Consider the following 21,449-nt stretch of genomic DNA (forward strand, 5'->3'; position numbering starts at 1 on the left):
TCTAGGCCAGAATGTAAAAACTCTGGCCTTATTTGAGTCTTCTGAATTTCACTATTCTGTTATACCAACCCGCATTAATAAGTGACCTCCTCAGAATGCGTCCAGCGGTTTTTGATTAAGGCGTCGCTATGAAGTAATGGTTGCTCCCCTCACTAAAATGCAACATCCCGTAGCTAAAAATTAACATTCATCGCTAAAGCGCTTGCCCCGTAGCGCTTTGCTTTATAGGATTAAGCTCCCTATTATCTCACATGGATGTAACATGTTTTACCACCTTGCCACTGTGCTACTGGCTGCATTATTCTTTGCCCAAGGCAAATACGTCAGGCGCGTGACACCCAAGCTACCTGAGCCAGAGGGTTTAAGAAAAGGGATTTACGGCAATGGTTCCCCCACGTCTTTGTTAATAATGGGTGACTCTTCCGCTGCGGGCGTTGGGGTTGAACTGCAGCAATACGCACTGGCCGGTAGTATGTTAAATGCCTTGGGTTCGCACTATCAGGTTGCTTGGGAACTCATGGCAAAAACTGGGGATACATCAACCCAACTACTTGAAAAGATCCAACAGCTAGAGACCCATCAACATTATGAAACGGTTGTTATCTCTATCGGTGTGAATGACGTGACAGGGCTAACATCTTCTACGAAATGGACACACAATCTTAGTTTAATCGCTCACACCTTGAAGGAGAAACTGGGGGCGAAACGCGTGCTGTTTTCGAGCCTGCCACCTATGCATTTATTTCCAGCTTTACCTCAGCCGTTACGCTGGTGGCTGGGCACAAGAGCAAAGCAATTAAATGCTTTAGCACAAGTCGTCTGTCAGTCTCAACCATATTGCCACTTTATCAGCGCACCTTTTCCAATAGATCAGCGCTTTATCGCTCAGGATGGCTTTCATCCTGGCCCGTTAGCCTATCAACTTTGGGGAGAGTATCTGGCAAGGGTACTGCAGGAACAACTAACAAAACACTATTAATCATCCAAAACATATGAATAATCATATATAGGTTAGTGCAAATTATTTCGCTAATCTAATAGTTTAGATTCTCAACAATACGCTGCTTTTTACCCTTGTAAGCCTCGAACAAAGCATTGTGCGCAACCTGTGAAAACGTATCATCCCGCTTTGCGTATTGCTGGATCCAGTCAATTAGCATGGGCAAATTCGCATCTTGCGCTTCTTTTGACGCGTACTTATGTGATTCCCACGGCCGGCTTCGCGCATTATTAACACAGGCTTCTAAGGGTAAATCCATATAAATGAGCTCAGATGCTTGCTCAACCAGTTCGCTCAGCAAATCACTATAACAGCCTTCAATAACCCAATTCTTTTGCGTTCGAGTAAAGGCATTAATACTCAGCATAGAATCTGCAACGGGCGCCCGCTCTGGAACATCGGTGGGCAACCAAGCAAGTGTGTCTAAGTCAAGATGCGCTATTTTCAACCCGTTGGCTAAGTGCTTAGCCAAGGTTGACTTGCCTGAACCTGAGTTACCAAAAATAACGATACGCGTTGGTTCATTATCCTGTGTTGTCATAGCCTTCCCTGTTTACGTCTAAGGTTACTTATGCTGAAAAACGAATTTATCATGAGTTAATGACAAATTGACGAATCATTACAATAGATTTCGCTTTATTCGTCATAAGTTTGATAAAATCGCCGCGGTTTTCTCAACATAGGCGCAGGGCATATGAAATTCGAAGGTAGTCACATTCTTTCTGTTAACCAATTCGATCGTGAATCGATAGAGCGCGTGTTTGATGTTGCCAATCAAATGGTGCCCTATGCAAAACGACAGAAACGTACCACTGTGCTAGAAGGGGCCATTCTTGGTAACTTATTTTTTGAGCCCAGTACCCGTACCCGAGTCAGTTTTGGCACTGCTTTTAATTTGCTTGGTGGCGAAGTGCGCGAAACCACAGGCATGAGTAATTCTGCGTTAGCTAAAGGTGAGTCATTGTACGATACCGCCCGCGTTCTCAGCGGTTATTCTGATATTATTACCATGCGCCACCCTGACTCAGGCTCAGTGGCTGAATTCTCTCAAGGTAGTCGCGTACCTGTGATAAATGGCGGTGACGGAGCCAACGAACACCCCACTCAAGCCTTACTTGATTTGTACACCATTCAAAAAGAGCTGCTTTATCATGGAGGAAACATTGATGGTCTACATATCGCTATGATGGGAGATTTGAAATTCGGAAGAACAGTTCATTCTCTTAGCAAGTTACTTTGCTTGTTTAAGAATATTCGTTTCACTTTGATTTCTCCAAAAGAACTGGCCATGCCAGATTCGATTCTAAGCGCAATAGCAGATGCTGGTCACCGCTACACCATCAGTGAAACCATTGAAGGTAACTTTGATGCGGATATCTGTTATCAAACACGTGTACAAGAAGAGCGCTTTGGCTCACAAGAAGAAGCAAACTTGTATCGGGGTAAGTTCCGCTTAAACCAGCAAATTTACACTAAACATTTTCAATCAAAAACGGTGATCATGCACCCTTTGCCCAGAGATTCACGCACTGAGGCTAACGAGCTAGACAATGATTTGAATATGAACCCTAATCTCGCTATTTTCCGCCAAACCGACAATGGCGTATTGGTGCGTATGGCCTTATTCGCCTTAACGTTAGGGGTAGAAGACATCGTCAGTAAATTCGACAAAGAAGTGCATTGGTACAGCGGCCACTAAAACCGCCTGTGTCACTTAGCCATTTCTAAACGTAATAAGAGAAGATGAACAATATGCAAAAGTCAGAACAATTATTCAGCCGTGCTCAAAAGCACATCCCAGGTGGCGTCAACTCTCCCGTGCGCGCATTTAAAGCCGTTGGTGGTACCCCACCGTTTATTGAAAAAGCCGATGGCCCTTATTTATATGACGCTGACGGAAAACAATATATTGATTACGTCCAGTCGTGGGGGCCGATGGTGCTAGGCCACAACAATCCACAAATCCGCCAAGCGGTGATCGATGCAGCTCATAAGGGCCTGAGTTTTGGTGCCCCTACTGAAGCCGAAGTGACCATTGCTGATCTTGTCAGCGAGTTAGTCCCTTCGATGGAAATGCTACGCATGGTTAACTCAGGTACCGAAGCGACGATGAGCGCCATTCGTCTGGCGAGAGGATATACCAAGCGCGACAAAATTTTGAAATTTGAAGGCTGTTATCACGGCCATGCAGACGCATTATTGGTTAAAGCTGGCTCTGGTGCGCTGACATTCGGCGTACCAAGCTCACCGGGTATTCCAGCAGATTTTGCTAAGCACACCCTGACGATGGAGTACAATAACATCGACTCGGTTGTTCAAGCATTTGAGCAACACCCAGACGACATCGCGTGTATCATCGTTGAGCCCGTTGCTGGCAACATGAACTGCATTCCTCCAGTTGATGGCTTCTTGCAAGGCTTGCGTGACGTATGTGACAAGTACGGTGCAGTTCTCATTTTTGATGAAGTCATGACTGGCTTTCGTGTGGCTTTAGGTGGCGCGCAAGCTAAGTACAATATTGTGCCGGATCTAACCTGCCTGGGCAAAGTCATCGGTGGTGGAATGCCCGTAGGTGCTTTTGGTGGTAAACGCGAAATTATGCAGCACATTGCACCTTCAGGCCCTGTATATCAAGCAGGCACCCTCTCAGGTAACCCTGTGGCAATGGCTGCAGGCTTAGCGGCATTAAATCAAGTAAAACGCCCTAGCTTATATGATGAGTTGAGCGATGCGACCAAAACGCTGGCTGAAGGTATTAAGACGATTGCCAATGGTCTGGGTATTCCAATGAGTGTTAACTACGCTGGCAGCATGTTTGGTTTATTCTTCACTGATGTAGAGCGCGTGACAAACTACCAACAAGCAATTAACTGCAACACAGAACAGTTCAATCATTTCTACCACGGCATGCTCGAAAATGGCGTATATCTGGCTCCCGCGTCTTATGAAGCAGGTTTTGTATCCGCTGGGCATACACCCGAAATTATTCAACAAACCCTACAAATTGCTGAGAAGGTTCTGGCTGACGTGGCCAAAAAGTTCGGTTAATGTAGCAGTACACTCCACTCGCTAGCGAAGCTATGTAAGTTTTATGTTTGAATCTGTCTTGCAGCCCTTACCCCTTGCTTTGCTAGCGCTGTGCGCTATTTTCTTGATCATAATTGTTTTTTTACTATATAAACTATCCAAACTCGGTACATTTACACCTCACAAAACCTCTGTAAAGCTGCGCAGTGTTAATCAAAAAAAGCAGACTGACGTTACCTCTGATCGCTTCGAACAAAAAGCCGATGAGGCCCTACGTTTACGTCACACGTTTCAAAAATTCGTACCAAAACAGTTTGTAGATCACTTTGCCAAGCATGGCGCGACAGTCCTAGAGTTAGGTCACGCAGTGGAAGACGATGTGGCCATTTTGTTTTGTGATATTCGTGGTTTTACCGGCCTATCAGAGAAAATGAGTCCCCAAGAATTAATGCGCTTTCTAAACTCATATTTCTTGAGGATGAACGATCCCATCCACCTCAATTCTGGTTTCATTGATAAATTTATTGGCGATGCCATTATGGCGTTGTTTGACCATCCAGATGGGGGCGATGAAGACAAAGCCCAAGACGCCCTTTGTGCCGCGCTCGACTTGCGTCGAGCCCTAGCTATATACAATCAACACAGGCAAAACAGTGGCTATGCATCAATAGATATGGGTATTGGCATTCATTTTGGTCCGGTAGTACTAGGCACCGTTGGCTCAGATGACCGCATGGACACCACCGTCATTGGCGATAGCGTCAATATTGCTTATCGCATTGAAGCGTTAGCACCCATTTACCAATGTGATATCGTTGTAAGCGCGCAAGCGCTACAACAAGCCGCACAACCTGAGCGCTTCACCTCAAGACTGCTCGATTGGGTGAAAGTGAAGGGGCGCAGTAACGCGTTAGAAATTCATGAGGTAATTGCCCATTTATCAAATGAACAGCAGCAATTAAAACTGAAGAACTCGGCACTGATTAAACAAGGCTTGAGCCATCGCTTTAAGCAAAACTGGGCTCAGGCAATTAACTGCTTTGAGCAGGCCAGCAAACTGAACCCTGATGATCATTTGCCCCGCCTACATATTTTGCAATGCCAGCAACTGGCAGAAAGCCCCTTGCCAAAAAACTGGGACGGCACAGTGCAGTTATAGAATGCCTTTTGTAAATGGGGGAAGTCGCTGGAGTTAAGCGGTAAAAAAGAGGGCAACCATTGAGCTGCCCTTAAAAGTTCACGGAACACATACATTAAGCCCGAAAAGGCGGCCTTATAATAGAAGCTTTGTATGACAAAATCATGGCTGATACATTACGTTAACGTGACACGTTCTACTGACGGTGACTAGCTTGCGCGTTGCTTAATAAAGGTTAGTGATGGTGCAAAAAAAGCCGCCCCGGTTTCGGCACTGGTATAATCTAAAAAGCGATCATACTCACCGTTCTCATCATGCATAATCATACTACGCAACATGTGCTCAAAGGGCTTGGGACTGCGAGCGCAGCTGACAAAAAATAACCCCTGAACATGCATATCGCCGTAAGGCATACTTTGGCGCAGAATACGCATAGCTTGGTTTTGTTTGTCTGTGATTTGAGTACAGTCATAGTGACTTCGAGGAGATTTGAACGCTTCACTCAGTGGGCTATTATCTGATTTTTTACGGCCCATAATGTATTCTTGATGATAAATCGACAACTGCTCCCATTTAGCAATATTGTGCTGATAGCGCTGCACGTGTATATAGCTGCCGCCGGCAAAATCAGGGTCAAGATCACCGACTAGAGCGATATCTAATTTGTGCATGCCCTTAGGGTTGTCATCAGCATAAATAAATCCGGTTAAATCACGACCGTCTAAATATCTGAATCCGCGTATATCTTCAATCAAATCCACATGATTTCCTAGTAAGCGCATGATTTCCATGGCTAAGGCATGACAGATATCAGCCCTATCAGCTCGAATTTGAATAAATAAATCGCAAGGGGCAACAGGGGCACTACGATCATCGCAATGCATATCAGGAAAAGGTGCCAGTTCAACTGGTATTAAACCTGGGTACACGTCATGCCAATAGCTGCTGCCGATGGCAACAACACCTGTCACCATCGCTTCATAATGCTCATCCTCATAATGAGCAAATAAGTCAACAATTTGTGCGATTTTGATACGCATGGCGCGATCATCATCGTCGTTCACATTGAGCATTAAATACAGGGCATGCAAGCTTGCTTCAGCACAAATCCCTTTTTGTGGTTGTGGCATATATTTCTTAGTGTCAGTGTAGTTTTAGTCAGGCGCAGCGTTCAACTTGAGAACTCGGTTCCGCTGAATCTAGATGCCCTCTTGTGCGGGGCTTTACGCTAGCCACTAATATACGCGATTTTGGCCATTACGCATAATTCCAGCAATGAGAAAGCACAAGAATCGATATTCAATGGCCTGAATATAGGTATGTCGCCTTTTTCCTCATCAGTAAAGCTCGCTCATTGACCATGAGCGAACCTACAAATGACGCTGAAAAACACGATTCATGTGGACTAAAACGGATAATTCAGTCTAACGCCCAAGGTGAACTGATAAGCACTTTGTGTTTTTAACTTGTCTAAGGCGAGGGTTAAATCTACCCATTTCGTATCAAGCACAATGTGCGGGGTAGCACGCTCAACATCCACCAGCAAGGTTACCCGACTTTCTTCAGTAACAGACGCACTGACTCCGAGCAGATAGAAGGATTGATTACCGATATAGTTGAGTTGCGAGTGTAAGGCCATCCCGTCAAATTGATAGACGGCTTCTACATTTACTCGCTTAGGTAAGCGGTACTCATAAGAAGCACTGGTTTCGATACCACTGTACAAAGGCTTGAAACCTGTAATTCCACTGGCTCTGGTGTATTGATTGTCAGTATCAACTACGCCATCACTAAAGCCTGCGTCATCCAAAGTAAAACGCGAATATAGGTCCTGCGCGTCAAGGCGTAACATCAGTTTTGATGTAACTTGCCACGCTAAGGTAATATCCAAGGTGTAGCCGGTTCCACTGTTATTCCAGCGTTCGCCATTGACGTTGGGGCGTTTCAAAAAATTGTTGTCAGTGTAGTGCTCGGTTAACTGACCGCTACCTTGCAACTCACTTTCGCTGTTTTGGGAAAGCACACCGCGTAGTGTGGAATCACGTGTTTCAGTAATCGCCCAATAACCCAGTTTAATATGACTGAAGAAATCTTCGTTCTGCCACTGGTAACCTAGGCGTAAGCCTTTTGCGTGACTTTCTTGCAGTGAGAGCGCAAGGTCGTACGTTCGCTGCGAATCAGCCGGCAGGCTGGCTCGGTCGGCATAAAAGGCGTAAGCAGTATCAGGATTCGTATCAACAAAATAATCAACTCGGTACGCGGGGTTAATACTCCAATTATTAATTATCACTTCGCTGCCCAGCTCACTTTGGCTAAACGCTAGGTCCGCATCATGCTTAGGCTGAGTACGCCACTCATCCTCAACCAATTGCTTGATTGGCAAAATATCACTGTAGGACTGACTCGTGAAATACGCGCTGACCTGATTCGAGGGAGAAAACCGGTAGGATTGCTCTTGTGCAAGCACATCACCATGGCACATCGCTATTCCAGCACATGCCACTGGAATACATTTAAATATGTTTAGTTTTAGCATCATCAATTACGAAGGAATTAACTACGAAAGAAGCATGTCACTCACCAAGTGAGTGACATGCTTTTAAAGGTTATGAAAATGAGTACGGTAACTACAGGCTTTCTACTGTTTCATCAGCATAAAGCACCATAATAACCCCGTCTCGGTCAACGATCTCAGCAGCAACTTCTGCGTTTGAGCCCACAATAATTTGACCAAGACTTGCTTCGCCTTCGGCATCAGCCTGAGCTTGTACATTACTCAGTACTAACGTCACATTTTCGTTGTTTCTGACGACGTAAGCGTCTTCTTGCTCAGTGTTGGCGTTAACCGTGAACGAGCGCTGAGTATCTTCATCTGGGATTTGGTACTGCACATCTAATGAGAACTGCCCTTCTTCTCGTGCACTGCGTTGACCTTGCAATGTCAAATCCAACACATAGTCGCCTAATGTCACACCTACAGACAAGGCCGCATTCACATCAAAATAGGTTTCATCGTCTTCTAGCTTAGTTTTTGAGTCGGGCTCAGCAATAACAACATCAAAACTGGTGCTCGCTCCAGCTGCTAAAGTCGAAAGCTCTTCGGCATTTAAGCGAATGTTATAAATCCCTTGCTCAGCAACGGTATAACTATCAAAGCTGTATTGAAGTTCAGAGAACGAAACGCCATCCTTGTACTCCATCAAACCGGAAAACACATCTAACGCATTGCTTACTGTTAGCGGATCATAGCCGATAGTAATTTCATCAAAAAAACTATCCCATTGTTCGTTGGCAGAAAGATAATAATTAGAGCTTGGACTTTCGACTATTTCACCAGAGCCATAGTTAATTAAATTACCTTCGCTATCAAAATATTCACCATAAAAAACATTGACGGCATATCCATCAGCAATACCGTCACCGTTACTATCTCCTGGGATTAGAATCAAACGCTGAGCTTGACTATCCTGTTGATAGAAAGTCGCCTGCATATTCACCAATAGCAATGGTTTATCAAGGTTTCTAGCTGTTTTTTCGACACTAATGTACTGTTTAAACACCTCGCCATTTTCATCCGTAGATAATATCGAAACCTCATGATTTCCGGCATCATCTTCAACATAATGTATGGTAGTCATAAGTTGTTCAGCTAATGTCGCGGTTACCGTATTAGCATCTTCACTGACATCAATATTCAAGGCATCTTCAATGCGAGCTTGATAGAGTATGCCGCTGAACGACACATCCGCCCCTGGGGTGATTTGAGCTATATTTTCTTCTGTCCACAGCACAGCCGCGTTACCTAAATCCGGCAAGAAAAATTCATAAGGACTAGGGTAATCTTCGCGAGCAACTACGAAAAGTTCCGCTGCGTTATTCGCCTCGTACATCAAATCGGGATATAGCCAACTCACTTGCGTTAGCTCTTCGAAACTGTAGTAGAAGCCGACAGAATATGTCGTACGTGAAACAACATTGCCTTGAGTATCGATTATCTCGCCTTGCTCGTTAAACATGTTGTCTCGGTCGATTTCAATATCTTCTTGGCTGTTAGAGCTAAGTTGTAGCCAATAGACTTCAAATCCACCGACGCTATCGTCATCGTTAAACACTGGCTCTACCGTTTGCGACGTAATGTAAAACCCACCGTCCTCATACTTGTAGGCCTTTGTGATAAAAAAGGATTCAGAGGGATTGCCGTTAAAGCCACCACTACTGACTATGACAGCTTCGTAACCGTTACCGAAAAAGTCTTCACTTGGCACATCAGCCGCATAAGTAAGCGTCTGTTTATAGGCACCTTCACTGAAGCTCAGTGGCTCAAATACACTTATGCTGGTATAACCCAGATGCCCTGTTTCTTCGGGTACAATCGTTTTTAAGGTCAAGCCGTCTTCCGACACTTGAATACCATACACGTCATCTATTTCACGGCCAATATAAGTAAATTCAGGGGCTTGGTAGCCATCAGCATTAGCCACATCGACTGTAAGTGAAGCTCGAACCTCATTGCCGCTAAGTGAACTGAAGCTGCCAGCTAAACTGATCATCTCTGGCAAAGCGACAACTTCCGACTGAGGGATATACAAATTGCCATTGTAAACTTGGTGGTCGTAATCTTCGCTTAGACGAGCAATTTCTAACGGCAGTAATCTAGCTGAGACTTGACCGCTAAATGTCACTGGGTCTGTTACGCTATCACTGGCTTTTTGCGCCAAGGTCACATCAAGGGCTAACTCCCCTGCGATGGGCATAACATCTACATCGCGACCTTGTAAGTAATCTAGGCTTTCAGCTGATTCTGCAAGCTCAAGTACTATTTGACTGCCCTGTGTTATCGAAAAGCTCGCCTGGGTATTGTCTAATGCTCCGTCAATCGCTAGCGTCACCTTTGTGCCTGTTTCGTCTAGTACAACGCTCGCATTGAGGCTAACTACCTGCCCGTCCGCAGAAGATGCATCTATAGCAAATAAATAGTTGGCTTCGTCATAGGTAATATTGCCAGTCACACCTTCAGCATCGATGAGTTCGCTGATGACGAAAACTGTTTGTGTTTCGCTCTCATCTTCTAGCGTTATGCTAAGTTGCGTCACCGCATGAGCCACTTGACTGAGCAGCTCAAAGTCATCCGCTTGGGCTTCAATCATTTGCCCGGCATCATCAAGTAATGTGAGATATTCTTCACCTAAGGTGGTGACTGCTGCATTCTCGTCACTTTGCAAATCAAACAAATTCGCCAATACCCGCACGTCATCTACCATGGCTTTAGCTTTGGCTACAGCATCGCCTTGGGTAACAGTATCAGCGCCAACAGCTACTCGGCCACCATTGCCAGCAAGTAAGATATTGTTTTGCTGTTCGTTTGCTAACTTTACATCCAATTGCGATAACGAGGTCAATAGCTCTTGCGTATCTGTTAATTCAGCGTTGTCGGCAACGTTCTGAGCAACCGTATTGGCCGCAGATTGTGCGCCCGATAGGACATCGCTGATCGCCAACTCAAAATCGTCATCTGCATCTTGGCTATTAAGTAGTTGTCCATTACCTTCCATCAGATCATTCGCAAGTGCCGCAAACTTTTCAGACATCACATTTTCTGCACTACTTTCACCAGCAAATAAGGCTTGAGCGATACCGGCGTTAATCAGCCCATAACGTAACTCATTGGCGTTATCTTCAGCAGCAACTTGCGCACTATCTTCAATTGAGGTTGGCGTTTGAGTGGCGAGGCTGCCTTGAATTCCAAAGGTATTGGCAATAATAGCGTTTTGCTCGCTGACCACATCTGCACTGATAGATTCTTGCTGCTCAACCAATATGGTCGCTAAGTGAGTCAGCGCAGAAACGTTAATTTGTGTTTCCTCACCTGAGGTGACATTCGCTACAGAAGATAAGGTGAAGTTTGGATCCAGTGCGGTTAAATCGACGGTTTCACCAAACTCAGCACTGCCACAACCGGAAGGGGCATCGCACACCATAGTCGTGGGGGCTTCGCTGTCCACAGACAGTTCAATTTTAATCGGCCCTGTGTAATCAAGTACGGTAAAGGTATACCCACCCTGCGCATCTGTCTTGATTCCGCTGTCTTTAAGCTCTTCGCTAGTCAGCGCAACTGGCTCACCATCCACGTATTTAAATACGGTCACAACCGCATTGGCTAATAGACCTTTAATCGCTTGACCACTAATGGTGGTTTCCACTGGGGCAGGTGCGACAACGACAGGTGTATCGATACTATCGTTAGAAGAACCTCCACATGCACTGAGCAACGCTGCTACTGACATGGAAACTAACGTCTTGTGTGCTTTCATACTTATCCTTAATCAACTTCTAGCATTTTTTATTATCATTCGCTGATTTTGCTCCAGTCCATCCCATAAACGCTTCTCAAAATGGAATAAAACAAAACTCAGCGGTGTTCTCTTTGAATCGAAGTCAAAGATTAAAACGTTAGAAAGTATTACATCGCTTTTAGTGTCGCTAAAAAGTCACTAATAGGCTTATAAACAAAGGGCTGCGGCGATTTAGATCAGGTAAAAGTATGAATTAGCACAATAAATGAGTGAACTTTAATAGTTTCCTAGACTGCTGAAATTTTGCATACTTAGTTTTTGTAAGCCTTTGACACACGGACGTTTTGTGCAGTTTTTTACTCTTTTTATCAGCCTAATTTTATGCAGTTTTTCAGCGTTATCCGTACCACAAACAGAGCAACAAGCGGTAAAGCGAGATTTTTACTTCGATAACATTTCACTAGAACAAGGACTAAACCAAGCATCTGTTTATAGTCTAGCGAATGACCAATATGGCTTTACTTGGATTGGCACTCAAGACGGACTCCATCGTTTTGATGGTAATAGGGTTACCTTAGTTGATCTCAGCCCTAGTTCCTTGCCTAAGTATCGTTACATTCGCGACATTAAGGCTTTCGATGAGCACCTTTTTGTTGCCACGCTTGATGGTTTGGTCGTCATTGACCAATTAACAGGCAACAAGCAATATGTGGAGCTAACCGGCGCTGGCGTGTACTCCATTACTCAAGTAAGGGATACATTTTGGTTGGGGACGGATCGCGGTATTTATATACTGAACAACGCACTTCATATTGAAGCATTTTATGGTGGTGAAAGCTCGCCCCACTCTCTCCCCATCAACTATTGCGACAAAGCTAAGCAAACTGAGGAGTGTCACTTCTTCGTACGTAAAATTCTTTATGACACAGAGCGCGAAAAGGTATGGTTTAGTGGCAATAACGAACTGTTTACATACAGCCTAGAAGACCAACAATTTAGCCGTCAGCTATTGAGTCATCAATCCACTCAAAATAACCATATTCAAGATATGTTACTCGATACAGAAGATGGGCTTTGGTTAGCAACCGATAACGGTCTACATTTGATAAGCGCTTCAGGTGAGCACCAGCACATATATGCAGATTCAGATATACCGGGCACCCTATCAGCTAACCGAGTACTTACACTGGCGTTAGATATAAACAATACTCTGTGGGTAGGCACGCGTCTTGGGTTAAACTTTCGCTCACTTGATGCGAAACAGCCTTTACAACGTGGCTGGACTAACATCTACAACAACAACTTAAGCAATCATTCACTGCTTAGCAACACGGTACGCAAAATAGTCCTTGATGAAGCTGGACGTATCTGGGTAGGAACAAACCGCGGTTTATCGGTCACCAATTTACAACGTAAGCAAGTAGCCATTTACCGAGCTACAGACAGTCAAACTTACAATAACTATATCCTCTCTTTTACTGAGCATCAGCCTGGCGAGTTTTGGGTAGGCACGTTAGCTGGGTTGTATTTGTTCGATGAGAGTCGCGCTCTACCGATTCCCGCGTTAGCCAAAAATGTTATTTATGACACCTTGCAAATCGGTGACTTTTTATGGGTTGCAGCGCGCAATAACCTGTATCAAATACATGCACGCACCCATGAAGTTATTCAACATTTTGACGAAACGAACTCTCCTATTGGCGCTTCATATAACTACAAATTGGCCTTTAAAAACGATACGTTGTGGATTGGCTCAACAGTAGGTTTAGTTTCTTTTGATACCAACAATCGGACATGGCAAGTTTGGGCAAGCGAACATGCCATTGGCAGAAAAGATATTTATACATTGACGATAAAGGACACAGAAGTGCTAATTGGCACAGGTGCTGGTTTAAGTATTTTTGATTTAAGCAATCATCAGTTTCGCCATTTCGATGAGCATAACTCTGAATTAAAGACCGATTGGGTGTTCGATATTACTCCTTGGCGTGACGAGAAGTATTTTGTTGCCACCGATGGTGGGGTATATATTTTCGATAAAAAGCTCAGCAGCTTTGAGTATCTAGGGATCACTCAGGGTAACGCTTATTCTATTGTGATGCCAAAACCAGCGCCTGATTTACAAGATGACACGCTTTGGGTGACCTCGAACAATGGTGTGTATAAGTATTCTGTTCAATCAGGCGTGGCTTTAGTCTTTAAAGAAGAGCATGGTTTATCAAGTAACGAACATAATCTCAATGCAGCCTTACTGGATAGTCAACAGCGATTAGTGTTGGGAACAATTAATGGTTTTGTAGTGTTTGACCCAAAGACCTTTATCACCAATGAGGCACCGTCTTATTCACGGGTTATTTCGAGCATTGATTACGCTGAAGACACCTACGACCTGTGGCAAAAAGTCCCGCAAATCACTTCTGTGCCTATGTTTTTGACCCAGCAATTAACTCTCGATTGGACCGTGCAAGATTTCACTCTCACTTTTAGCAATCCCTACTTTGGCTTAGTTTCGCCTGAGGCTAAAAATATAGATTATCGCACGCCGAATTTAAGCTTGAGTCGGCTGGAAAATGGTCAATTCACTATCCCTTTATCAACCAAGAACGATGACGTGCTTAGCGTGGAAAAAAAAGGGCATCCTTTACTTTCCCCCATCGCCTATTTCGGTTACCTAATCTTAGTTTCGCTACTTATCTTTATCATACTCAAATGGCTGTACGATCGGCGTTATACACGTATGCTGGTAAATAAAAATCGTATGATTTCTGAACAACACACCCAAATCAAACAACACCTAACCTTCAAGGAAAACTTGTACTTACAAATCCAACACAGTTTTAAATCTCCTATATTTGCCAGTATTGGTTTATCTAAACAAATAGACAAACGTTTGCAGCAGAGCGAAATACTCACTCATGGCGACATCGATAGCCTTAAACGTAAGAACCATAAGTTGCAAAGCGCCCTCAACGACACCTCTGAGTTGATTGATGAACTTTTACAATTAAGTAAACAAGGCTACCAAACGCCGATATTTACTCTGCAAGCAATACGCCCAACAATACGTAAAACCATTGAATTATTGCAACCTATCGCCCATGACACTGGTGTTTCGATCGAGGTGGAAATCGCCTCGTCCATTCACAACGAATTGAGCCTACTCGCCCCAGAAAAAGCCTTGTTTCTGATCCTAGAAAACCTGCTCAGCAATGCCATCAAGTTTTCAGAACAAGGTGGTGTAGTAAATGTATTTGCTGAACTACAAGGCGCACAGTTGCAGGTCAATATTCGAGATAAAGGATGCGGATTTGATGAGCAAGATTTAGAGAAAATTTTTCAGTTACATTATCGCTCTAATAGTAATTCATACAAAAGTAGGGGATCCGGTGTAGGCTTAACCAATGTAAAGTCTTTGCTCGATATTCTTAGTGGCAGCATTGATTTTGTTACTAAAAACAACAACAAAGGCACGAATGTTTGGATTAAAATCCCCCTTAGCGAGACGTGATCTAAGTAGGTTATCGTTGAACGTTTCACAACCATTTTTCAACACTGTTTGTAACGATGTTAATTGATCATTATTTCACAGAATTAGACAAGTTAACGGAAAACACCCGAAAAGTGATGATCATTGACGACGACAGTTCAATGACCGACTACCTTGAAGAATTATGCTTGGACCTTAAGGTAGAACCTTTTGTTTTTCATGATGCACTCGTTGCCCTTGATAATATCTCGTTGGTCAATCCATCTCTAATTATCGTAGATTGGTTAATGCAGCCGATGAATGGCTTGAACTTCATGCGGGCTGTGCGAAGAAAACACTCTAAAACCGTATTCATCTTATTTTTAACCGGTTCAGCGCAAAATGACACCCATAAAAAAGCGCTGCAGCACGGGGCTACTGTTTTCTTAGAGAAAGCAGAACGCTATAGCGATATCCTAGAAGAGCAAATCAAAACACTTCTTTCAGCTACACCCAGCATGACACAGAGCGAACAAGCTCATCTGAGTGCGCTGGCCATGGATGATAAAGAATTAGCGGTTTTACTGGATTTTCATCAAGCGGCGCAAAAGCGTATTAAATCTGGTGACAAGCTAAAAGACATATACGCTTTGATGACTCAACCGAAAAGTAAACTGCATCCGCTACTTAACAAATATTTTCAGTTATCTAGCCAAGAATACATTATCAGTTATCGACTCTATTTAGCATCTAAACTATTACGCCAATTACCTTCAACACAAGATGTATCAGACGCGCTGGGATACTCTAACTCTGCCAATTTTAGTAATGCGTTTAAAGCGAAATATACCGCGCCCCCTTTAAAATTTCTTAAAACTCTAAGCAAATAAAACGAAAAAGCCTCGCTTGATAAGCGAGGCTTTGATTTTTACTTCACACTCTAGAAAGAATGCGCAGTGGGTATTATTATTATTATTATTGTTTGCCCACTATGTGTGTTTTGTTTATCTGAACGCGTGATTAACGACCGGTCGTGAAGTCTGGATAAGCTTCTAAACCACATTCACTAATATCAACACCCTCAAATTCTTCTTCTTCAGAGACTCTGATACCCATTACCGCTTTCAGGATTGCCCACACTATCAAGCTAGCAAAGAACACCCATACAAAGATGGTAAGTGCACCAACAAATTGACCTAGGTACGTTGCGCCGTCGTTTGTTGCAGGTACAACCATTACACCGAAGAAACCAACTACACCGTGAACCGAGATAGCGCCCACTGGATCATCAATTTTCAGTTTATCTAGGCTAATGATTGAGAACACTACAATCACGCCACCGATTGCGCCGATAATGGTCGCACCTAGAGCAGATGGTGTTGAAGGTTCAGCGGTAATCGCTACCAAACCTGCTAACGCACCGTTAAGTACCATGGTTAAGTCTGCTTTTTTGAACAAAACTTTAGCAAGTAATAAAGCAGCCACGGCACCACCAGCAGCGGCAGCGTTGGTGTTCAAGAACACCATGGCAACTGAGTTAGCGTTAGCAATATCGCCTAACTTCAATACTGAACCGCCGTTAAAACCAAACCAGCCCATCCATAAAATGAACGTACCTAATGTCGCCATTGGTAAGTTAGCACCTGGAATAGCGTTCACTTTACCATCAGCGGTGTATTTACCTTTACGAGCACCAAGTAGCAATACTCCTGCAAGTGCTGCAGCGGCACCAGCCATATGTACGATACCTGAACCAGCAAAATCAGAGAATCCGAAATCATCGCCTAAGCTGTACATTCCGAAAACAGAGTTACCGCCCCATGTCCAACCGCCTTCCATAGGATAGATAAAAGCTGTCATCACAACAGCAAAAGCAAGAAATGCCCACAGCTTCATACGCTCAGCCACTGCGCCAGATACAATTGACATCGCAGTTGCAACAAATACGACTTGGAAGAAGAAATCTGATGCGCCTGAGTATATAGAGCCGCCTTCAAAACCATCTTCTCGACCAGCGAATTCGCCTAGCGTTTCTGTTACATCAACGCTTTCGATGCCAGTTAAGAAATAGTCGCCACCGTACATAATGGCGTAACCGCACACTAGGTACATAAGGCAAGAAATCGCAAACAAAGCGATGTTTTTCGTGAGTATTTCAGTGGTATTTTTTGAGCGAACTAAGCCTGCTTCTAACATTGAGAAGCCGGCTGCCATCCACATAACGAGTGCGCCACACACTAGGAAATAAAACGTATCCATAGCGTATTGTAGGTGAAATGCTTGTTCCATTATTATTATCCTCTGTATCTCTAAATAGCTTCGCCGTCGGTCTCACCCGTACGAATTCTAACTGCGTGCTCTAAGTCATAAACAAAGACTTTACCGTCACCGATTTTGCCTGTTTTGGCCGCGCCAACGATGGCTTCTACTAGGCGTTCAACTTGATCGTCTTGAACCGCGACCTCTAGTTTCACTTTAGGCAGGAAATCCACTTGATATTCTGCGCCACGATATAACTCAGTATGACCTTTTTGACGCCCAAAGCCTTTGACTTCGGTAACGGTTAGACCGTCGATCCCTATTTCAGAAATGGCTTCGCGCACATCATCTAGCTTGAATGGCTTGATGATCGCTGTGACTAGTTTCATATTGCTGCTCCCGATAATTATTATGATATTCACGCTTTGTTTGCATTGAATAGAACAAGAGCTATGCCATAAATTTTATTTAATAAAAATCATATAGTTACAATAAAAAAACCGACTTAAATTGATATACTGCGCACAGATTTGGTTCAATTTTGGGCAATTGCACCTAATTGGCGCATAAGGTAGAGAGTATATTTTGTATCATCACGTTTCAGTGATTATTTGCCATCAAATGGATGTAGTTAAAGCAAGATTTATATTCAGATGCGCTAGCGAGAAGTCGAGAAAAACAACGGGAAGCAAAAAACATTAAGCCCAAGTATGGATCATACTGCGGCGCGCATCATCTTTACACTACCTTTACATTCAAAGCGCTGAACTTATCGGTTCATCTGTTACTCTATTCTGTTTTACTGCCTTATGCCCATTAAGGATCGCGTGCTTATAACAGAACACTACCCAATGAAAGTGGATTTCAGCCCTAGCCTGCCACCAAGACCCAAACCGAAAGCGGGTACATTATGGATAATTTTAGCGTCTGTGCTGTTGCATGTAGGCATTCTCTTTCTTGTCGCCCAAACGCCACATGAAATCCCCGACTTCGACACGTCGAAAGACCGCGGACCGAAGCAAAAACCCATTACCGCACGGTTGATCTTTCCGCCTATTGAGGCGCCCACAGAAGCTGAATCCCCCCCCGTTGACAGCCCTGAGCCTCTTAATAGCCCTGAGCCCACAGATAGCCCTGAGCCCACGAACAGCCCTGTTTCAGAGCCCAAAGCCACAGCACAACTCGAAGCGCCACCAGCCGTTGTGCAAACACCTGATCCAGTTGTCTCTTCTGAACCGGAGCCAGAAGCCGTTGTCGAAACAGTTCCATCCCCCTCAAAGACCGAAGTAGCGCAGCCAAAAACAGAAAGTAAAGCAAATTTCATGCAGCAAGACCCTCTAGCGCCGCCTGAAAGCAGCAAGAAACCCACGCTCGCAGAAGGACAAGAGCAAACCGTTGCAGATAAGGTAAAAGGCCAGCTACACAACACTACGCAGCAATCGATCGCTGAGTTAGCAGCAGAAGAAGCGGCACGCTATCGACGTGAGCAAAGCTCTCCTAGCTTGTTAGACAAGCCTGAACTCAGTCAGTTAACTGAAGATGAAAAGCTTGAAAAAGAAAATGAGGTGTTGGCAGATTGCTCCAGTTACACAAACAAGGGCGTGGCTGTATTGGCAGGGTTGATGGGTGGAAACATTAAATGTACCACCACCAATGGTGCGGAATCTTTCATTCAAGACAGACTAAATAAATCAGCCCACCTCCCAGCAATGAAAGATAAAAAAGACAAGTAGTTCACTCATTAATTACCAAATAAACGTTCCCATAGTGACTTCTTGAGCGGTCCGCGTACTTCTCCATTACATGTTTTCGGTACGGGGGGCAGCGCATCTAAAATGGCCGGCACACTAATAGTGTTAGCACATCCAGGGCGGCTAAGCGCTCCACTTGCTTCATCGAAATGCGCTATTCCCAGACCTTTTGGGTAACGCCTAACAAGTGACTTAGGCTGCTGCAGCTTTTGATAGCCAATGAATAACTGCATGGCTCCCGTTGCACCACTTAAATTAATCGGTTCGTTGTTGTCTTTACCCATCCAAGTTGTCACTAAGATGTTATTGTCAAAGCCGCTGAACCAGCTGTCACGATAGTCATCAGTGGTGCCAGTTTTACCCGCCATATTGATGTCGCCAAACGTCTTTCTTATTTGCTTGGCTGTTCCCTCGCGCGTCACTTTATGAAGTGCATAATTTAATAAGTAAGTCGCTTTTAAGTCCGCTCTTTGCTCGCCTCTGGTACTAAACTTCCATAGTGGCTTATCTCTAGGAGAAAGTACGGCAGTAACCGCATGTAAGGGTATATAGCGTCCGTTATTGGCGATTGTTTGATACATTTGGTTGACTTGCATTGGCGAAAAATTTACCGCGCCTAATGTCATAGCAGGGTAAATATCAATAGGTTCGTTCACGCCCAAGCGCCTGATCGTCGAGGCAATATCATCTAAGCCCACTTCCATGCCCAAATTTACTGTCGGCACATTCAGTGATTGAGTGAGGGCGTCAACCAAGGTCACTTGGCCACGGAATTTTTTGTCCGCATTCTTTGGCTCCCACATTTTACCATAGGTGCTTTTTAGCTTAATCGGCTCGTCTGTAAGGGGCGTCGCTAAGTTATATTCAGCTGCGCGTTCCAATGCCGTTAAATAAATCGTCGGCTTAATTAATGAGCCAATGGCACGCTTAGCGTCTAAAGCACGATTAAAACCTTGATACTGAGGATTCGCGTCACCAACAATAGAGCGCACTTCACCACTTTTAATATCAGTGACGACCATAGCGGATTGTAACTGGGTTAATTTCATGCGATTTTGCTGTGCTTTGACGCCCGCAGTCACCGCTTCTTCCGCTTTACGCTGCGCGACTGAATCTAAGGTGGTAAACACTTTCAAGCCCGACTCACGCATGTCTGGATCAGTCAACACTGTTTTAAGCTCTCTGCGCACTAGATTCATAAACGCAGGATGCTTACCTGACTTTAAGCTTGCCCCTGATGCTAAATTCAAAGGCTGGTTAACTGCGTACTCGTATTCATTTCGCTGAAGTTCGTTGTTTTCAAAAAGAATACGCAGTACCAGATTTCTGCGCTCGGTGACACGCTCAGGATAACGTCGAGGGTTATAATAAGATGGACCTTTGATGATCCCCACTAGAGTGGCAATCTCAGATACGTTCAGTTCAGCGATTGGCCGGTCAAAGTAAAATAAGCTGGCTAGGCCAAACCCATGTACCCCTGTATTTCCATTCTGCCCGAGAAACACCTCATTCAAGTAGGCTTCAATAATTTCATTTTTGCTGTAACGCGCGTCGATGATCAGCGCCATGAGTGCTTCCTTCGCCTTGCGTACGAGTGACTTTTCATTGGTTAAAAACAGGTTTTTGACCAATTGTTGCGTCAAGGTACTCCCCCCCTGAACAGCACGACCAGCAGATACATTGGCAATAAGCGCGCGCAAAATCGACAAAGGCGCAATACCGTAATGCTGGTAAAAGTCCTTGTCTTCAACCAATACTAAGGCCTTGATCAAAGACGGTGGTACCCCCTCTAAATTAACCAACATGCGGTCTTCTCGTCCGCTGCTCATCAAGCGGGTAACCAGCCAAGGTTCAAGGTATATTTCATCAAGTGCTTGGTTACTTTTTAGGTTTCGTAAGCTACTGATGCGGCCATTGGCCAAAGTGATGTCTACCGAAATTTCAGACTCTTGCCCGTGAGGGAAATGAAACGCTCTACGCTGAATACGTACCCCTGTTGCTTTTAGTTGATATTCCCCTGTATCGTCAGCGTGGCGTACTTTGCGATACCCCAACAATTCTAGCTCTTCGACGATTTCCTTTATGGTGATTTCTTGCTTGAGCTCTAAATGCATTGGCCGAGCAAAAATTTGCGCGGGTACTTGCCATTTATTACCACTAAATTGCTTTACAATTTGCGCATCTAAATACACTCCGTAGGCGGCAATAACGGCCGCAAGAATAATGAGTAGACGCCACCAATGACGCATTAGCCAACGAAATGGATTTAATTTACTCGGCAACGAAGACGGTTTTTTTTGGGGCTTTTTCGGCATTTATTGAATACTGTGTCAATGGAGAGATTTCTTTGCCCTATTGTGACATATCCTACCTGTGAATACAGGTAGGACTCATATAAATAACCGCACTGCGGGTCTATTTTTACATGACAAAACCACTACAGCGCCAACAAATTTACCGCTATAGTGCCATTCACTACTCCCTCAATCACGGCTTGATTTTACCACAATGTGCG

General features: G+C 44.3%; 14 protein-coding genes. 7 read left to right on the forward strand and 7 right to left on the reverse strand.

Annotated features, from left to right (window positions below; translation table 11 throughout):
* The first annotated feature begins 262 nt into the window (after positions 1-262).
* On the forward strand, positions 263-979 hold the full coding sequence (locus FX988_RS10300) for an SGNH/GDSL hydrolase family protein (RefSeq protein WP_160179634.1): 717 nt from the start codon (positions 263-265) through the stop codon (positions 977-979).
* Between the two features lie 55 nt (positions 980-1,034).
* Here FX988_RS10300 and FX988_RS10305 read toward each other — a convergent pair whose 3' ends face one another.
* Positions 1,035-1,541, reverse strand: coding sequence for an AAA family ATPase (locus FX988_RS10305; protein ID WP_160179636.1), 507 nt, complete (start codon positions 1,539-1,541; stop codon positions 1,035-1,037).
* A 153-nt stretch (positions 1,542-1,694) separates the two neighbouring features.
* On the opposite strand from FX988_RS10305, the gene FX988_RS10310 reads away from it, so the two are divergent.
* Genes FX988_RS10310 through FX988_RS10320 form a run of 3 tightly spaced genes read left to right on the forward strand, consistent with a single transcriptional unit; the run spans position 1,695 to position 5,186 of the window.
* Positions 1,695-2,699 (forward strand): aspartate carbamoyltransferase, encoded by a 1,005-nt coding sequence (locus FX988_RS10310; RefSeq protein WP_160179638.1) that lies wholly within the window; start codon positions 1,695-1,697, stop codon positions 2,697-2,699.
* A 53-nt stretch (positions 2,700-2,752) separates the two neighbouring features.
* Positions 2,753-4,048: a glutamate-1-semialdehyde 2,1-aminomutase gene (gene hemL / locus FX988_RS10315; RefSeq protein WP_160179640.1), complete on the forward strand. Its 1,296-nt coding sequence runs from the start codon at positions 2,753-2,755 to the stop codon at positions 4,046-4,048.
* Between the two features lie 43 nt (positions 4,049-4,091).
* Complete coding sequence (locus FX988_RS10320; protein ID WP_160179641.1) at positions 4,092-5,186, forward strand: adenylate/guanylate cyclase domain-containing protein; 1,095 nt, start codon at positions 4,092-4,094, stop codon at positions 5,184-5,186.
* 188 nt (positions 5,187-5,374) lie between these two features.
* Here FX988_RS10320 and FX988_RS10325 read toward each other — a convergent pair whose 3' ends face one another.
* The 3 genes from FX988_RS10325 to FX988_RS10335 all read right to left on the reverse strand — a co-directional run bounded on the left by FX988_RS10325 (position 5,375) and on the right by FX988_RS10335 (position 11,476).
* Positions 5,375-6,295, reverse strand: coding sequence for a Dyp-type peroxidase (locus tag FX988_RS10325; protein ID WP_160179643.1), 921 nt, complete (start codon positions 6,293-6,295; stop codon positions 5,375-5,377).
* A 275-nt stretch (positions 6,296-6,570) separates the two neighbouring features.
* Positions 6,571-7,647: a hypothetical protein gene (locus FX988_RS10330; RefSeq protein ID WP_254700776.1), complete on the reverse strand. Its 1,077-nt coding sequence runs from the start codon at positions 7,645-7,647 to the stop codon at positions 6,571-6,573.
* Between the two features lie 145 nt (positions 7,648-7,792).
* Complete coding sequence (locus tag FX988_RS10335; protein ID WP_160179645.1) at positions 7,793-11,476, reverse strand: hypothetical protein; 3,684 nt, start codon at positions 11,474-11,476, stop codon at positions 7,793-7,795.
* A 328-nt stretch (positions 11,477-11,804) separates the two neighbouring features.
* Here FX988_RS10335 and FX988_RS10340 point away from each other — a divergent pair, with 328 nt between their 5' ends.
* The gene (locus tag FX988_RS10340; protein ID WP_160179647.1) at positions 11,805-14,966 is read left to right on the forward strand and encodes an ATP-binding protein; all 3,162 of its coding nucleotides are present in this window, start codon (positions 11,805-11,807) and stop codon (positions 14,964-14,966) included.
* A 56-nt stretch (positions 14,967-15,022) separates the two neighbouring features.
* Positions 15,023-15,814, forward strand: coding sequence for a response regulator transcription factor (locus tag FX988_RS10345; RefSeq protein ID WP_160179649.1), 792 nt, complete (start codon positions 15,023-15,025; stop codon positions 15,812-15,814).
* Positions 15,815-15,944: 130 nt separating this feature from the next.
* Here FX988_RS10345 and FX988_RS10350 read toward each other — a convergent pair whose 3' ends face one another.
* Together FX988_RS10350 and glnK are read right to left on the reverse strand one after the other, a co-directional pair.
* The gene (locus FX988_RS10350) at positions 15,945-17,213 is read right to left on the reverse strand and encodes an ammonium transporter (protein ID WP_160179651.1); all 1,269 of its coding nucleotides are present in this window, start codon (positions 17,211-17,213) and stop codon (positions 15,945-15,947) included.
* A 20-nt stretch (positions 17,214-17,233) separates the two neighbouring features.
* The gene (glnK, locus tag FX988_RS10355; protein ID WP_006992692.1) at positions 17,234-17,572 is read right to left on the reverse strand and encodes a P-II family nitrogen regulator; all 339 of its coding nucleotides are present in this window, start codon (positions 17,570-17,572) and stop codon (positions 17,234-17,236) included.
* Positions 17,573-18,034: 462 nt separating this feature from the next.
* Between glnK and FX988_RS10360 the strand changes: the two genes are divergently transcribed.
* Positions 18,035-18,916 carry a hypothetical protein gene (locus FX988_RS10360; protein WP_160182154.1) on the forward strand — a complete coding sequence of 294 codons (882 nt, stop codon included), beginning with the start codon at positions 18,035-18,037 and terminating at the stop codon, positions 18,914-18,916.
* 8 nt (positions 18,917-18,924) lie between these two features.
* Here the strand turns inward: FX988_RS10360 and mrcB are convergent, their stop codons facing one another.
* A complete protein-coding gene (gene mrcB, locus FX988_RS10365; RefSeq protein ID WP_160179652.1) occupies positions 18,925-21,249 on the reverse strand; it encodes a penicillin-binding protein 1B in 2,325 nt (774 codons plus the stop codon).
* Between the last annotated feature and the right edge of the window lie 200 nt (positions 21,250-21,449).

The organism is Paraglaciecola mesophila (genome assembly GCF_009906955.1).
Classification (GTDB): Bacteria; Pseudomonadota; Gammaproteobacteria; order Enterobacterales; family Alteromonadaceae; genus Paraglaciecola; species Paraglaciecola mesophila_A.

What these genes read in the sequence shown, in the direction of transcription:
- FX988_RS10330 (WP_254700776.1), bottom strand. Translation starts at nt 7,647, where the DNA reads ATGTGCCATGGTGATGTGCTTGCACAAGAGCAATCCTACCGGTTTTCT.
- mrcB (WP_160179652.1), bottom strand. Translation starts at nt 21,249, where the DNA reads ATGCCGAAAAAGCCCCAAAAAAAACCGTCTTCGTTGCCGAGTAAATTA.
- hemL (WP_160179640.1), top strand. Translation starts at nt 2,753, where the DNA reads ATGCAAAAGTCAGAACAATTATTCAGCCGTGCTCAAAAGCACATCCCA.
- FX988_RS10335 (WP_160179645.1), bottom strand. Translation starts at nt 11,476, where the DNA reads ATGAAAGCACACAAGACGTTAGTTTCCATGTCAGTAGCAGCGTTGCTC.
- FX988_RS10345 (WP_160179649.1), top strand. Translation starts at nt 15,023, where the DNA reads ATGTTAATTGATCATTATTTCACAGAATTAGACAAGTTAACGGAAAAC.
- FX988_RS10325 (WP_160179643.1), bottom strand. Translation starts at nt 6,295, where the DNA reads ATGCCACAACCACAAAAAGGGATTTGTGCTGAAGCAAGCTTGCATGCC.
- FX988_RS10310 (WP_160179638.1), top strand. Translation starts at nt 1,695, where the DNA reads ATGAAATTCGAAGGTAGTCACATTCTTTCTGTTAACCAATTCGATCGT.
- FX988_RS10320 (WP_160179641.1), top strand. Translation starts at nt 4,092, where the DNA reads ATGTTTGAATCTGTCTTGCAGCCCTTACCCCTTGCTTTGCTAGCGCTG.
- FX988_RS10305 (WP_160179636.1), bottom strand. Translation starts at nt 1,541, where the DNA reads ATGACAACACAGGATAATGAACCAACGCGTATCGTTATTTTTGGTAAC.
- FX988_RS10350 (WP_160179651.1), bottom strand. Translation starts at nt 17,213, where the DNA reads ATGGAACAAGCATTTCACCTACAATACGCTATGGATACGTTTTATTTC.
- glnK (WP_006992692.1), bottom strand. Translation starts at nt 17,572, where the DNA reads ATGAAACTAGTCACAGCGATCATCAAGCCATTCAAGCTAGATGATGTG.
- FX988_RS10360 (WP_160182154.1), top strand. Translation starts at nt 18,035, where the DNA reads ATGAAAGTGGATTTCAGCCCTAGCCTGCCACCAAGACCCAAACCGAAA.
- FX988_RS10300 (WP_160179634.1), top strand. Translation starts at nt 263, where the DNA reads ATGTTTTACCACCTTGCCACTGTGCTACTGGCTGCATTATTCTTTGCC.